The 16,321-nt window shown below is 38.1% G+C and carries 7 protein-coding genes; 4 read left to right on the top strand and 3 right to left on the bottom strand.

Annotated features, from left to right (window positions below; translation table 11 throughout):
- The first annotated feature begins 34 nt into the window (after positions 1–34).
- Both RMR09_RS02185 and RMR09_RS02190 read left to right on the top strand, forming a co-directional pair.
- Positions 35–11,119: a LamG-like jellyroll fold domain-containing protein gene (locus RMR09_RS02185; protein WP_310594203.1), complete on the top strand. Its 11,085-nt coding sequence runs from the start codon at positions 35–37 to the stop codon at positions 11,117–11,119.
- 26 nt (positions 11,120–11,145) lie between these two features.
- Positions 11,146–12,036: a type IX secretion system membrane protein PorP/SprF gene (locus tag RMR09_RS02190; RefSeq protein ID WP_310594204.1), complete on the top strand. Its 891-nt coding sequence runs from the start codon at positions 11,146–11,148 to the stop codon at positions 12,034–12,036.
- Between the two features lie 56 nt (positions 12,037–12,092).
- Here the strand turns inward: RMR09_RS02190 and RMR09_RS02195 are convergent, their stop codons facing one another.
- From RMR09_RS02195 to RMR09_RS02205, 3 genes are read right to left on the bottom strand one after another with little or no spacing between them, the layout of a single operon-like run.
- Entirely contained in the window at positions 12,093–12,605 is a 513-nt protein-coding gene (locus tag RMR09_RS02195) for an acyl-CoA thioesterase (protein WP_310594244.1), read from the bottom strand.
- Positions 12,606–12,614: 9 nt separating this feature from the next.
- Positions 12,615–12,998, bottom strand: coding sequence for a DoxX family protein (locus RMR09_RS02200; protein WP_310594205.1), 384 nt, complete (start codon positions 12,996–12,998; stop codon positions 12,615–12,617).
- A 5-nt stretch (positions 12,999–13,003) separates the two neighbouring features.
- Entirely contained in the window at positions 13,004–14,152 is a 1,149-nt protein-coding gene (locus RMR09_RS02205) for a DNA polymerase III subunit delta' (protein ID WP_310594206.1), read from the bottom strand.
- A gap of 309 nt (positions 14,153–14,461) precedes the next feature.
- Between RMR09_RS02205 and RMR09_RS02210 the strand changes: the two genes are divergently transcribed.
- Complete coding sequence (locus RMR09_RS02210; protein WP_310594207.1) at positions 14,462–14,905, top strand: hypothetical protein; 444 nt, start codon at positions 14,462–14,464, stop codon at positions 14,903–14,905.
- Positions 14,906–14,976: 71 nt separating this feature from the next.
- Complete coding sequence (locus RMR09_RS02215; RefSeq protein ID WP_310594208.1) at positions 14,977–16,266, top strand: hypothetical protein; 1,290 nt, start codon at positions 14,977–14,979, stop codon at positions 16,264–16,266.
- Positions 16,267–16,321: the final 55 nt, after the last annotated feature.

Consider the following 16,321-nt stretch of genomic DNA (forward strand, 5'->3'; position numbering starts at 1 on the left):
TTCTATTTATGTTTACCCCACAAAACAACCTATTATGATGAAAAATCTACTTTTTTCAACACGTTTCAAGCAGTTCGTTGCTGCTGTTTTTTTATTAATTGCTGGATTGGCGAATGCGCAAGCACCTACAATCACTTCTTTTTCTCCAACAAGTGGGGCCGTAGGAACCGCTGTTACTATTACTGGTACTGGATTTAATACTACTGCTAGTAATAATGTTGTTTATTTTGACGGAGTTAAAGCAGTAGTTACTTCAGCAACAGCAACAAGCCTAACCGTTACTGTACCTTCTGGTTCAACAGGTTTCTCAAAAATTAAAGTATTAAATACAACTTCAGGGATAGTCTATTCTAAAAAATCATTTTCAACAACCTTTTCTAATGGAGGATTTGGAAATGGTGATTATAATTATAGCACAAATACATTTAAAAGTGCAGTAGTTTATCCAGGAGTTAGTAACTGGCAAACAACAGCTGATTGGAAATCAATAAATCAAATTATAGATTATGATAATAATGGATTTCCTGATTATGCTTCAATGTCAAATGCATCAACAACAATAAATGTTTTTAAAAATAATATTGTTAATCAAGGTGATTTAATTAATACAAGTTCTTTTTCCTCTACTTCAACTGTTTTAACTACAAGTGCCCAACCTTCTGCACTTTACTCAGAAGATATAAATGCAGATGGAAAAATGGATATTATTGTACCAACTGGTTCATCAATTGATATTTTTATTAATACATCTACTGTTGGAACTATTAGTTTTGCAGCAAAACAAACAATTACTTTCCCTTGTTCAAACAGATTGCGATTTGTGGATTTTAATTCGGATGGTTTATTAGATGTTTTTAGTTATTCTGGAGCATCAGTAAAATATTTTTTGAATTCCTCAACAATTGGCTCGGGAACAATTAGTTTTGGAACAGTTATATCTGTTACTACTCCAAATTCTCCTTCAGATTTCGATGTAATAGATATTAATAATGATAATAAATTAGATATTTTCTATACTTCATCTGGTAATTATTCTATTTCTTTAGGAACAGGTTTTGCATTTGGAGCATTTAATTCAACTACTGCCTCATTTTCTTACTACGGTGATTTAATTAGTGGTGATTTAGATAATGACGGAGATGTTGATTTTGTTGTTAAATCATCAACTAATGCGATAAATTATTTTACCAACAATGGCTCTGGTACTTTTACAAGCGGTACAGCATCTGTAGGTAATGCTTCAGGTATTTTTAATGGGTTTGAATTAGCAAATATTAATGGGGACTCGTATCCTGATGTATTTGGTTCAAATGCAAACTCAGGTGCATATATTGCTATATTTAATAATACAACTTCAAGCAATACATTAAGTTATGCTAATTCTACAAATGCATATTCAGCATCTAACCCAATGGGATTAAAAGCTGCTGATATTAATGGTGATGGTAGGCCGGATATTATTTCTCCACAATATTATAATACTAATTTTACAGTTATTCAAAATATTATTGGAGTTCCAACTATTTCTTCATTCACTCCGACTTCAGGAAGTGGAGGAACTTCAGTTACAATTACAGGAACATATTTTACTGACACAACCGATGTGAAATTTAATGGTGTTTCAGCAACATCATTTACAGTTAATAGTTCAACCTCAATAACGGCAGTTGCTCCGGCAGGTACAACTGGTACGGTTCAAGTTATTACACCAGGTGGTACTGCTACAAGTGGTTCAAATTTTACATACACGCCGAGTATTACAAGAAACGCTACACTAACAAATTTCTCAACGTGTATTGGAACACCATCAGCAAGTCAAACAGTTACGGTTTCAGGAAGTAATTTAACAGCTAACATTTCTATTGCTGCACTAACGGGTTATCAATATTCTTTAGATGATGTTACTTTTTCTTCAACATTGTCAATTGTTCCCATATCGGGAACAGTAAATACTACAACGGTTTATGTACGTTTAACAGGAGTGAGTTCAGGAACACAATCAGGTAATATTTCACTTACTTCAACTGGCGCTACTACTCAAACAGTTGCTGTAACAGGTACTGTAAATACGGTAACAGCAATTTCAGCTCATCCTTCTACTACTGCTCAATCGGTATGTCAAGGTACCGCTTTGACAGCTTTGAGTGTAACTGCAAGCGGAACTAGCTTAACTTATCAATGGTATTCAAATACAACAGCTTCTATATCAGGCAGTACTTTGATTACCGGCGCTACAAGTGCATCATATACTCCAGTTAATTCAACGCCTTCGGATTTGTATTATTATTGTGTAGTTACAGGAACATGTGGCACTGTAACGTCAAATATTTCAGCTTTGAGAACCGTTAGTACAACACCGGTTGCAGGAACTGCTACTCCAAGCAGTGTAACGCTATGTTCGGGAAATACTCAGACATTAACATTGTCTGGGAGTACAGGAAGTATTCAATGGCAACAATCTGCCGATGGAACTACAGGCTGGGCAAATGTAACAGGAGGAACAGGTGCAACAACGGCTAGTTACACAACTCCTGCACTAACAAAAACTACTTATTACAAAGCGGTTGTAACAAGTGGCGCTTGTACGGCTGCAAATAGTAATCTAGTTACTATTACTGTACCAGTTGCCCCAAGACCTTTCAAACAGGCTTTAAATCTTGACGGAGCATCAGATAAAGTTACAGTTGCTAATACAACATCATTACAATTGCCTAATACATTTACAATAGAGGCTTGGGTAAAAGTAGACCCTAGCGTAACCGTAGCTTCATCTTATATGGGAATCGCTACAAAAGTTCAATGGACAGCTAGTGGTATGGGATATGGTTTAGACATCGATGGAGGAAAACCTAGAGTATTTTCAGGGCAAGGATATAGCAACTGGTCTGGAACGTCGGCGATTAATACTATTTCTACAAACACTTGGGTTCACTTAGCAGGAACATATGATGGTTCAAATTTTAGACTATATGTGGATGGACAATTGGTTAATACACAGGCTAGTGCAACGGGAGTGTCAAATAATACCCAACCATTTACGATTGGGTCTTGGTCAGCTGAGAATAAGTTTTTTAAAGGAGAAATAGACGAAGTACGCGTTTGGAATGTAACTAGGTCTGCTTCTCAAATTGCTCAATATAAAGATGTAGAGTTGAATGGTTCAGAGTCTGGTTTGGTTGCTTATTATGATTTAAATCAGGGAACACCTAGTAGTAACAACACTACCATAACAACAGCCATTGATAAAACATCAAATGCATTAAATGGAACATTAAATACGTTTACATTAACTGGTGCTACTTCAAACTGGATTGCTGGAGGACCACTAATATTAAATGATCCGTCTGTGTGTTTGAATACAACTTTTACTGCAACTCATTCTATTTCAGGAGGAATTTGGACCACTTCGGATGCTACAGTAATTTCAATAGACTCTAACACTGGAGCGGCAACTGCTAATGCAGTTGGAACAGCTACAATTACTTATACATTTACAGTAAGTGGATGTACTTACACAAGTACCAAATTATTTACGGTAAATACTTTACCTGCAATTTCTGTTCAGCCAGCTTCTACAGCTCAAACAATTTGTATTAATGGTTCGGCTACGGCTTTGTCTGTAACGGCTACGGGAGCAGGATTGACATACCAATGGTATAAAAGCACTACTGCGGCGAATACAGGAGGTACTTTAATAGCAGGAGCAACTAGCGCTACATATACACCATTAACTACTACTGCTGGTAATGCCTATTATTACTGTGTAGTAAGTGGAACTTGTTCACCTGTAGCTACAAGCTCTATTTCTGGTTTAATTAAAGTAGACGTTCCTTCTGTGGTAGGAACTATTTCATCCTCTGTAGCTAGTATTTGTGATTCAGGGACTGCAAACTTAACGCTAGCAGGATCTACAGGTAGTATTCAATGGCAACGTTTCGATAGTCCTATTTGGTCGGACTTAAATGGAGAAACAAACACTACGTATACCACTCAAACACTAACTCAAAATAGAATATATAGAGCTGTGGTTACCAATGGTGCTTGTTCAAGCTCAACAACTGCTGAATTTACTGTACAAGTAAACGCTTCACCAGCTGCACCAACGGCTACGCAAACAGTTAACTATTGTGTGGGCTCAACCGCAACCGCATTGACAGCTACTCCTACCAATGGGGCTGTATTACAGTGGTATTCTGCAGCCACAGGCGGTACAGCAAGTACAACATCACCAACGCCAATTACCACAACTGCTGGTTCTACAATTTATTATGTGAGTCAAAAAGCACTATCTGGTTCTTATGTTATGGACAATGTTCAAAACGGATCATATGCTAATAATGTTGCTAACATTGGACAAACTTTCCAAGTGGCAAATAATGTTAAGATTAACAGTATTATTCTAAAATATGCCTATTTCAATTCCGCTAATACGAGCTCAGTTTTAAAAATATACAATGGATTTGGAGGTACTTTGTTAGCCACTGCAAATGCCCCTTTTGTAAATGGTGCTTCAGGTTGGACAACTGATATTTCATTTTCTTTTGCCAATCAGAATGTTAGTTTGGTTACTGGACAAACGTATTATTTTGAAATAATTGCTACGTCTACAATGTATCCTCAGTATACATCCGCTTATGCTGGAGTAGGAACTGGATACGTTAGTGGTAGCGCAATCGCACAGGATTTTGCTTTTAAAATTGATGCAGCACTAAATGTAAACCCTTGTGAAAGCCCACGTACAGCAATTACGGTTAATGTGAACGCATTGCCAACAATTTCAGGTACTCAGCCATTAACAGTCGGGGGTAGTAATTTACAATTAACGGGTTCAGGTAATCCATCCTCTTCTAATCCTTGGGTGTCATCTTCTCCTTCGGTAGCTACAATTTCTTCTACTGGAGTTGTAACTCCAGTGTCGTTGGGTTCCACAACTATTACCTATACTAATGATTTAGGTTGTTCCACAACAGTTTCAATAGCTGTTAGAGATTGTGCAGCTCCTTTTAGTAATGCTTTGAGTTTTGGTGTTGGAACTACGGCAGCCAATGCCGATTATGTGCAAATCAATTCTAGAATTTTCCCAAGTCAATCCGTTACTAATTTTACTATTGAAACCTGGGTGAAACCAGCTACTTCAGATATTATTGCTGGAACTCCGGGTAATACTTGGTTGTCCTTTTTAGGCTATTCGGGAACAAAAAGAAGCCCTTCAATGTACATAACTAATAACGGAGTATTACATGTTTCATGGACTGAAGGATACTCGTTTGTTGGTTCAGCAGTTTCTGCAAGTAGTCCTACTACATTTACGGCAAACAAATGGACGCATGTTGCTTTAGTGAAAGAGGGTACAACTATGCGCGTTTATGTTGATGGAATACAACTTACTACCGTTACTTGTTTGGCTAATTTAGATCTTCCAGATAATGCCTATTGGTTAGGAAAATCGGATCAACAATTTAGTGGTTCATTAGACGAAGTTCGTTTTTGGTCAACAGCCAGAACGCAATCACAAATTCAGTCTACTATGAATACTGAATTAGCTGGAAATGAAACAGGATTACTAGCGTATTTTGATTTCAATCAAGGGGTTGCTGGTGGTACAAATACTGGAATTACAACGGTAACCAATAAAGCAAATAGTGCGTTAAACGGAACCTTAACTAATTTCACTAGAACAGGAACTACTTCTAATTTTGTAGGAAGTACAATTACTAATCTTGATATTGTTGGAGCTGCTACCATTTGTGCTAATGGTACATCACAGTATACGCATCCAATTGTGGGAGGAACTTGGTCTGTTTCTAATGGAGCTACGGCTACTATCAGTACTTCGGGGCTTCTTACGGCTTCGACAGCTGAAAATATTACATTGACTTATAGTTATACTCTTAATGGCTGTCCATTTTCAGTTACTAAAGCATTGGTAATTACAGGTTCGCCAACTATAACCAATCAACCATCAACAACATCGCAAACCATCTGTATTAATGGAACGGCTACGACACTATCAGTTACAGCTTCGGGAAGCGGGTTGACCTATCAATGGTATAAAAATACGACAGCAGCAAACACAGGAGGAACCATTTTGGCTGGGGCAACTGCTGCAACGTACACGCCACTTACAACTGTGGCAGGAACTACGTATTACTATTGTGTGGTAAGTGGGACATGTTCACTTTCCACTACTAGTGATGCTTCAGCAGCTATTATTATTACTCCAGCATCAGTTGGAGGTACAGTAACGGCAGCCACTGCATCAGTTTGTTCTGGATCAACAGCAAGTTTGACTTTGTCTGGAAATACAGGAACTATTCAATGGCAACGGTTAATTGGATCTACTTGGACAGATATTTCAGGAGAAACTAGTGCTACTTTAACCACCCCATCATTAACAGCCGCAACTTCTTTTAGAGCCAAAGTAACTAATGGAAGCTGTAGTGTTGCGTATTCAAATACAATCAATATCACATTAACTGCTCCTCCATTAGCTCCAGGGTTTGGATTGGATTTTGATGGAAGCAATGATATTATTACTATACCTAATTCAGCTACTTATGATTATACAACATCAAGTGCGTTTACTATAGAAGCTTGGGTAAAAATTAATACTTCAGCATCATCAATTAACACCATTGTTGGAAAGAAAGCTCCGGGAGGAGGTACTTCGGGATATGCTTTTTATATTAACTCTTGGGGATCAAGCGATAGAAAAGTTGTTTTTGAAGCGACAGGTGGAACATTTATATCTACTACATCAATTCCAAATAATACATGGACTCATGTTGCTGTTTCAGTGGCAAGTGGTGGTGCGGCTACTATTTATATTAATGGTGTGGCTAGTGGAACAGGTACTGTTACAATCCCATCTAATTCTAACTCAATTAATGTAGGAGCCTTTGGAAATAATGGGTATTTCTATTTTAATGGATCTATGGACGAAGTTAGAATATGGAATGTAGCTAAGTCAGCAGCTGAACTTAACAATAATAAAAATTTGGATGTGACCGGTTCACCTAATTTAGCTTTATACTATAAGTTTAATGAGGGTATGGCAGCATTAGTTAATGATAAATCTACTAATGGTAACAATGGTACATTGTCTAATTTTGCACTTACTGGTTCAACTTCAAATTGGGTTTCTTCAAGTTTCCAAGATCCTGTTGTAATTACTGGTAATTCAAAAGTGTGTATAGGAGCAACTACTACTTTATCTCACACAATTACAGGAGGAACTTGGTCATCAGCGACCCTAAGTGTAGCAACAATTGACCCAAGTACAGGTGTAGTAACAGGAGTTGCCGTAGGAACTTCGGTAATTAGTTATGCGTATACGTATAACGGATGTTCATTCACAACTACTTATACTATAAATGTTAATGTACTACCAGTAATTTCTGGAACCACTACAGTCGAAGTAGGAGCAACTACTACGCTTACAGCAACTACTAATGCAGCAACTTCAAATGCTTGGGTATCGTCTAATACCAATGTGGCTACAGTTACACCTAATGGACTAGTAACTGGGGTTTCAGTAGGAACCGCAACAATTACTTTTACCAACACTAATGGCTGTACTGACACCAAAACGGTTACAGTGAACTTAGGAACTACTCTGACTCCAGTGTTAACATCTCCTGCAACAAATACTTCAGGAGCATCAACATTGCAAATAAGTTATACTTTACCAGAGGCACCATTAGCTGGTTCTGTTCGATTAATGTTTACTCCTGTAGGAGGAGGAACGCCAATTATTTGGACCATGTCCAATGTTACATCAGTAAGCTTTGCATATGCAGTAGGAACCACTCCTAGTAACTCAAATATTGTTTCAGGTACAGCTTTAGCTTTTGGTAACTATGATGTGACTTTGAGTTATCAAGATGTGTATGGGAGCCCTGTAGCATTAGTTACCAATACTAATATACAAATTTCAGCCCCGCTTACAACTCCAACATTAACTGCAATGGCTGCAATTACTAAAACTTTTGGCGCTGCTAGTTTTACACTAACAGCTCCAACGAGTAATTCAGTAGGAGCCATAACATTTACGTCAAGTAATACATCGGTAGCCACAATTAGTGGAAATACGGTTACAATTGTTGGGGCAGGTACGGCAACTATAACAGCAAGTCAAGCTGCTAATGGCAACTACCTTTCAGCAACAATTTCGACTACATTAACGGTCAATAAAGCAACTCCAACTATAGGAGCAATGACAGCCATTACTAAAACAGCAGAGGATCCAGCGTTTACATTAACGGCACCTACATCAAATGCTACAGGAGCCTTTACGTTTACGTCTAGTAATACTGCAGTTGCTACAATTTCTGGAAATACTGTTACTATAGTTGGTGCTGGAACAGCAACAATTACAGCGACTCAAGCTACAGATGCTAATTATCTTGCAGGCTCTACTTCAACTACTCTAACAGTAGCGGTAGGAACTACTCAAAGTCCAGTACTGACTCATTCTGCATCTAACCTTACAGGTGCTACTACTTTTAGAATTAATTATACCTTACCTGAAGCGCCACGAGCAGGTTCAGTTCGTTTAACATTTGTACCTACTTCAGGAGGTAGTCCAGTGATTTGGACCATGAGCAATGCCACAATAGTTGATTTCAATTATACTGTAACGGCACAACCAAACGCTACCTATGTTGCAACTGGTGCTGCTTTAAGCTACGGAACATACAATGTTACTTTAAGTTATCAAGATGTGTATAGTAGCCCTGTTGCAACAGCCACAGCTACAAATATTCAAACCTTGGCACCGCCAAGTATTACCATTGCCAATAACAGTTATACGGGATTTGTAAATACTACACTTACTACAATTAGTGTTACTAGTACAGGTGGAGCAGTTAGCTCATTTGCAATTAGCCCAAGTTTACCTGCCGGATTATCATTAAATACAACAACAGGAGCCATTTCAGGCACTCCTACAGCAGCCTTAGCAAGTACAATCTTTACTATAACGGCTACAAACCCAGCAGGCACTTCATCGGTAACGTTCAGTTTATCAATTGGTGCAGATACTGATGGTGATGGAGTTCCTGATTCAGTTGAAGTACAACAAGGAACGAATCCAAATCAATCAGGTGATGCTTTAGATACTGATGGAGACGGAGTACCAGATTATATTGAAGTACAACAAGGAACGAACCCAACTACACCAGGAGCTTTAGATACTGATGGAGACGGAGTGCCAGATTATATTGAAGTACAACAGGGAACGAACCCAACTACACCAGGAGCTAGAGATACTGATGGAGACGGAGTACCAGATTATATTGAAGTACAACAGGGAACGAACCCAACTACACCAGGAGCTCAAGATACTGATGGAGACGGAGTGCCAGATTATATTGAAGTACAACAAGGAACGAATCCAACTACACCGGGAGCTAGAGATACTGATGGAGACGGAGTGCCAGATTATATTGAAGTACAACAAGGAACGAACCCAACTACACCAGGAGCTAGAGATACAGATGGTGATGGTGTTCCAGATTATATAGAAGTACAACAAGGAACGAATCCAACTACACCAGGAGCTCAAGATACTGATGGCGATGGTGTTCCAGATTATATAGAAGTACAACAAGGGACGAATCCAACTTCACCAGGAGCTAGAGATACTGATGGAGACGGAGTACCAGATTATATCGAAGTACAACAAGGGACGAATCCAACCACACCAGGAGCTAGAGATACAGATGGTGATGGTGTTCCAGATTATATAGAAGTACAACAAGGAACGAATCCAACCACACCAGGAGCTAGAGATACAGATGGTGATGGTGTTCCAGATTATATAGAAGTGCAACAAGGGACAAATCCAACCCAATCAGATGATGCAAGAGATACGGATGGTGATGGATTATCAGATTATTATGAAACTAACAACCTCGCACCAACAGATATTAGCATAACTACTAGTACAATTACTGAAAACAATAGTATTGGTACAATTATAGGAAGTTTTTCAAGTACTGATCTTGTCGATACTTTTGACCCTACTTACGCTTTAGTAAGCGGAGTAGGCGCTACAGATAATGCAAGTTTCAGTATAGTAGGAAATCAAATCAAAGCAGGAATTGCTTTTGACTTCGAGGCTAAATCTAGTTATAGCATACGAGTTAAAACTACTGATGCAGGCGGATTAAGTTACGAGAAAGTATTTACAATAACGATAACCAATGTAAATGAGACTCCGGTATTAACTGTGTCTCAAAATGCAATTATAGGAATCGTAAATGTTCCAATAACAACAATCACGGTAACTAACTCTGGAGGTCCAGCAACTTCGTTTGCGATCGCGCCAGCTTTGTCAGCAGGTCTTATATTTAACGCAACAACCGGTGCAATATCTGGGACACCAACGGCAGCAATGGCAAGTCGAACGTATACTATTTCAGGAACTAATTCAGACGGAACAGGAATAGTAACTTTTAATTTGTTCATTGACCAAGATACCGATAGAGACGGCATACTCAACTCTATTGATACTGATGATGATGGGGATGGTGTATTAGACACTAATGATGCCTTTCCACTAGACAAAAATGAGTGGACCGACTCTGATCGTGACGGAACAGGTAATAACGCTGACACAGACGATGACAATGATGGGATTTTAGACACTTGTGATGTGGATGTCAATGGCGATGGAATTCCGGATAACGGAACAGATATGGATGCTGATGGTATTACTGACGATTGTGATCAAGATAAAGATGGCGATGGCGTTCTTAATGTAAATGACAACTGTCCAAGTTCACCAAACACAAACCAAGCCGATAGAGACCACGATGGTATAGGAGATGCTTGTGATACGATTGAATTAAATACCGCACAAGCTTTTACTCCAAATGGCGATGGAATCAATGATACTTGGGTAATTTACAACTTGTCAAATCATCCAGGCTCAACAGTTCGTGTATTCAATGCCAATGGGACTCAAGTATTCTATTCAGCGAATTATCAAAACAATTGGACGGGTAATTACCAAGGCAGTAGCGAAATGCTACCAGTAGGTTCTTACTTATACCAAATTGATTTAGGAGGAGACGGAAGTATTGACGAACAAGGTTGGTTATACATTACAAAATAATACCTATCAACAAATCAAAATAAAAGATGAAGAATATAAAAAACATACTAGCCATCGCACTACTATTAGTTAGTAGTGCAGTGATGGCACAACAAGAGACCGCCTATTCGTTTTACCGCCAACACATGAACTTAGTTAATCCGGCTTCAGTAGGTATAGATAGCATAACAGTAGCCACAACTACCTTAAGAAAACAATGGACAGGAGTGGCTAATGCACCTGAAACCCAAGCGGTATCTTTTGGAACTACTTTAGGCAAGAAAGTAGGTTTTGGAATGACGGTAATTAGCGATAAAACTTTTGTTGAGAAACAAACCTATTTTAGTGTGGACTTCTCATACAAGTTAAAAATGAGCGAAACCGCCGATGTGTACTTTGGAATCAAAGCGGGAGGTAATTCCTACAGTGTGAATACCTCAGGACTGGAAACTTACAACGTTCAAGCCGACCCAGCTTTAGCTTCCATCAGTACCTTTAATCCTAATGTAGGAGTAGGAGCAATATACAAAGAAGGTCCAATGTATATTTCCTTATCGATACCACGCTTACTTAACACTAAGAGAGCTACTAACGAAGCAGGTTATGCCAGTGTGGCAACAGACAGTCCCCATATCTATTTAAGCGGAGGCTATGATGTGCCTTTACAAGGGGAATTCTCTACTTTAATCTTAAAACCATCGGCCATGTTACGGTATGTAGCAGGTGCACCAGTATCGTTAGACCTAACAACAATGCTACAAATTGACAAGACCTTCGAACTAGGAGGAATGTATCGAACAGATAAAGCCTATGCAGCTATGGCAACAGTTTTAATCAGTAACCGATTATTGTTTGGTTTTGCTTATGAGATGAGTACACAACCGACACTAGCTGCAGCTAGAAACACGAATGAAATCCTATTGCAGTTTAAGTTTTAAAACTGCCAAGTGTAGTACAAATAAAAATAAAAATCCCCTCATTAAAGGGGATTTTTTTATGAAGTAAACAAGGCTTTTAATTCAGTGGCCTCATTGGGTTTCATTTTTCCTGCTAAAACTAAACTCAATTGTTTTCGGCGTAAAGCAGCATCATAACGTTGTTGTTCCAATTCGGTTTGAGGAATTATTGGTGGGACCTCAACGGGTTTTCCTGTGGCATTAACGGCTACAAAAGTATAAATCGCTTCCATTGTTTTGGTTCTGTCGCCAGAGGAGCGATCTTCAATCCAAACGTCAATATAAATTTCCATTGAACTGTTAAACGAACGCGACACTTTGGCTTCCACCGTTACCACACTCCCTAAGGGAATGGCTTTAGTAAATGCCACATGATTGACAGAAGCCGTTACGCAAATGTTTCTAGAATGTCTTTGCGCAGCAATACTTGCCGCTCTGTCCATTCGCGCGAGCAATTCACCACCAAAAAGATTATTCAAATGGTTGGTTTCGCTAGGCAAAACTAAGTCGGTCAAAACCGTCAACGATTCTGAAGGATGTTTAGGTGTCATCATAACAATTTAATTAAGCCAGTATACCGCCATTACAGCAGGGATAAAATAAATCACGATAGTTCTTGCGCCATCATAATCTTTAGCCAAACGTTGCCCAACTAAAAGCATCAATAAGGTAATGCAAGAAAATACGGCTCCGTAATACCCAAATATTCTTCCGCTATTCAATAGCAATTCAATAGCTCCTACGATACATAAAACAGTTGAGATTAATTCTAAAATCAAAACATGCAATAATGCTAAAGGAACGTGGTTTTTCAATTGGGTCTTGGCAAAATGACCTTTCAACCAATCTACATTGTCTTTCCAATAAAAGAGTTTGTCGTAACCTGATTGAAGAAAAGTAATGCCTAAAAAAACTAAAATCAAGATGGATGCAACATTATTCATAGTCTTTATTTTTTATGGATTAAACGGGTTAATTTTATAGATAAATCGGTTAGGATGATTTTAGCATTCCCATTGCGTTCGATGTGGTACATTGCGTCAGATAATTCCTTGAAAATTTCATGAATGTTATTGCCATTGACAAAAGGAGCAAAATTTTTCAATTGGAATTTTTCGACCTTTGGTTCCAAATACACTAAACTCGGGCTTTCGTAGTTGAGCAACAACGCTTGGCGAAACATTTCGATGCAAAACTCCAAGAATTTCTTTTGAGTTTCTCGACCCAAACTGGCAATTCTTTCGCTCCATTGAATTAAATCCTCAATGGCAGATGCATTTCCTTTGGCCTTGAAAGCAGCGCGCACCCAAGTCACAAACCATTCATCAAATGGATAATCGTCTTCGTCATGTTGCAATAAATGCAGGGCTTTGTTATAGTTGCCTTGTGCTTGATGAGCAATAGTAGCGGCTATTTGAGGTTCGATTTGTTTTTTGGTTACCAAAGTTTCAGCAATACAACTTTCTGGCAATCCCCCAAAATGCACTACTTGACAACGCGAACGAATGGTTTGAATGATATCTTCTTCTTGTTCTGAAATAAGAATGAAAACGGTTTTTTCGGGCGGTTCTTCTAATAATTTCAGTAATTTATTGGAGGCAGCAGTATTCATTTTATCAGCCATCCAAACAATCATAATTTTATAACCGCCTTCATAGGACTTTAATGAGAGTGATTTTAGTATTTCTTGGGCATCATCCACTCGGATTTCGCCTTGTTTGTTGTTCACACCCAAAACGGCGTACCAATCAAACAAACTTCCGTACGGATTGTGGGTAACAAATGCTCTCCAATCCGCAATAAAGTCAATACTTTTAGGTTTGGTTTTTACATCCTCTGTAGACACTGTTGGATATACAAAATGCAAATCGGGATGCGACAATTTATCAAATTTGATATTGCAGGATTCGTTTTGCCCGTCATTCTCTCCATTGGCATTGCTACACAAAATATATTGTGCATAAGCAATAGCCATAGGCAGTGTACCGCTTCCTTCAGGCCCCACAAACAATTGTGCGTGCGGAATTCGACCTGAGTCGGCACTTTTTGTCAAATGACTTTTGATATATTCTTGACCTAAAATTTCTGAGAATTGCATAAAGCAAAGATAGCAGAAAATGACGGAGTCAAAAATTTTAGCTTGTAAAGTTTTAGTACAAGCGATAGGAGGGACTGCTTATACAACAAAGCTTTAAGGCTAATTTTGAACTACTTAAATCGCAATCAATTCACATAAATGCTATGTAGATGTCATTCTTTTAGTGTTTTATCCCCATATATTTATATTATAACCACAAATATTTTTTTAAAATAACAATCACAATTTCAAAAAAAAGTATACTTTTATTCCCTTGAAAATAGTTACCCCACCTATTTCAAGATTATTTTGAAACATAAAAATTAAATAATGAAAGCAAAAGTATCCCTTATCTGTACGCTTTTTTTGTTCTTATCAGCAGTTGCTATTGGACAAAAAAAAGTAATTCCTAAAAGCATTATCCAACGTAGTGCATTAATCAGCAAGTACCATGACAGTAAAGAATTGTCGTCAATGCCCAAAAAAGAACTTTTGGAATTGTGCATTGAACGGGCTTCTGTAATTACCAAAACCCTTCCTTATGTTGCTTTAGCAACCAAACCTGGAGTGACCATGATCGACCTTGGAATTCCTGACGAATCAGATTATCGAAAACTGCTAGACGACCAGGAAGAAGGAACGACTACCTATCTCGAACTCACTACCAATTTTCAAAGAAAAATTCTCCCTTATGCCGACAAGAATCGATTAATTGCGGCGATTTTGTTTTATGAGAATATCTTGAAATCGCTCCACGAGTTTGAAGAGAATTAAAAAAGGCTGCTTTTTTATCCCTTCGTTTTCTTCAAGAAATAGAATAGTCCCATTAAATACCATCGATTCCTATGAAAAAATTTGTACTAACAATAGTGTTTGTCCTATTGTCTTTTTTGAGTGCTAATGCCCAGCAAGAAAAAGGCATTATCGGATTTAATAGTTGGCTCAATAACTGGACAGAATTTAAACCGAATAAAACCGAATACAATGAGCCGAATCAAATAATAACGGGAACCATCTCCGTTGATTCTAAGCTGTATAAAAAAAATGTGTATTTGCTTTTGGGTAACGTATATGTTACGAATAAAGCCAAATTAACTATCGAACCCGGTACGGTAATTATTGGCGATTCTGAATCGAAAGCCGCACTTATTGTAGCCAAAGGCGCTTCTATAATTGCCGAAGGCACAGAAACAGATCCGATTATTTTCACATCTAACAAAAGTGTTCGCAAGGCTGGAGATTGGGGAGGGATATTATTACTAGGTGATGCACCAACGAATAAATTTGGCAGCACTTCCTCTGTGAATCTGGATTTAGATGTTGCGTTTGCTTCTTTTGGAGGGGTAAATGCCAATAGTAATTCAGGAATTTTAAGGTATGTTAGAATAGAATTTGCTGGAGCCAAAGTAAAAGGGATGGGCAATTTTGACGCCTTGTTTTTAGGCGGAGTGGGTAACCAAACTGTAATTGACAATGTTATGATTAGCTACTCTGGAGGAAATTCAGTAGCGGCATTTGGGGGCGAATTGAATTTAAACAAATTGGTTTCGTTTAAATCGAGTAGCAATGATTTCAAATTCAATTATGGGACCCAAGTAAATATTAAAAATTCATTAGCCATTCGAGCCTCTTATTTGTTAAGTAGTTCAGGCTCTCGATGCTTGTATGCTCGTTCGTATGACAAAAAAGAAGAAGTGGATTTTACTAAGAAACTCACTTCGGTTACAGCAACTAATTTGACTTTTGTCAACAACAGTCAAAATTTTAAATCAGATATTGAGCAAGGATTGGTTCGCGAAGCGGTTTATGTAGCTGAAAATGCCTCTGTTGATTTTAAACGATCTGTAATTTCGGGGTTTAATCCGGCAGTTGTATTAGACGAGAAAATTTCGGTGAATGATGAAAGTTTGAAAAAGCTAAAATTTCAAGAAATGTACTTCAACCTTTGCAAAGGGAACATTTTTGTTGAGAACAATACCAACAATGAGGATTTAGAAAGTTGGTATGGCAATGCCTCTTTTTTCAACGTCTATTCTCAAGGAGAAAACATAGAAACCTTCATCGATCCATTTAATGATAAAAGACCTGATTATAGACTTAACATAGGTAAAATAACCGCCTCGAAAAATGATTAGATAGTTTTATATGCCATTTGAAAGTACAATAAATACCACCCCTTCTTTCAAAAAC

Origin of the sequence: Flavobacterium sp., assembly GCF_031537875.1 — a bacterium.
GTDB lineage: Bacteria > Bacteroidota > Bacteroidia > Flavobacteriales > Flavobacteriaceae > Flavobacterium.

Coding starts and splice junctions, on each gene's coding strand:
- RMR09_RS02190 (WP_310594204.1), top strand. CDS start 11,146: ATGAAGAATATAAAAAACATACTAGCCATCGCACTACTATTAGTTAGT.
- RMR09_RS02215 (WP_310594208.1), top strand. CDS start 14,977: ATGAAAAAATTTGTACTAACAATAGTGTTTGTCCTATTGTCTTTTTTG.
- RMR09_RS02200 (WP_310594205.1), bottom strand. CDS start 12,998: ATGAATAATGTTGCATCCATCTTGATTTTAGTTTTTTTAGGCATTACT.
- RMR09_RS02205 (WP_310594206.1), bottom strand. CDS start 14,152: ATGCAATTCTCAGAAATTTTAGGTCAAGAATATATCAAAAGTCATTTG.
- RMR09_RS02210 (WP_310594207.1), top strand. CDS start 14,462: ATGAAAGCAAAAGTATCCCTTATCTGTACGCTTTTTTTGTTCTTATCA.
- RMR09_RS02185 (WP_310594203.1), top strand. CDS start 35: ATGATGAAAAATCTACTTTTTTCAACACGTTTCAAGCAGTTCGTTGCT.
- RMR09_RS02195 (WP_310594244.1), bottom strand. CDS start 12,605: ATGACACCTAAACATCCTTCAGAATCGTTGACGGTTTTGACCGACTTA.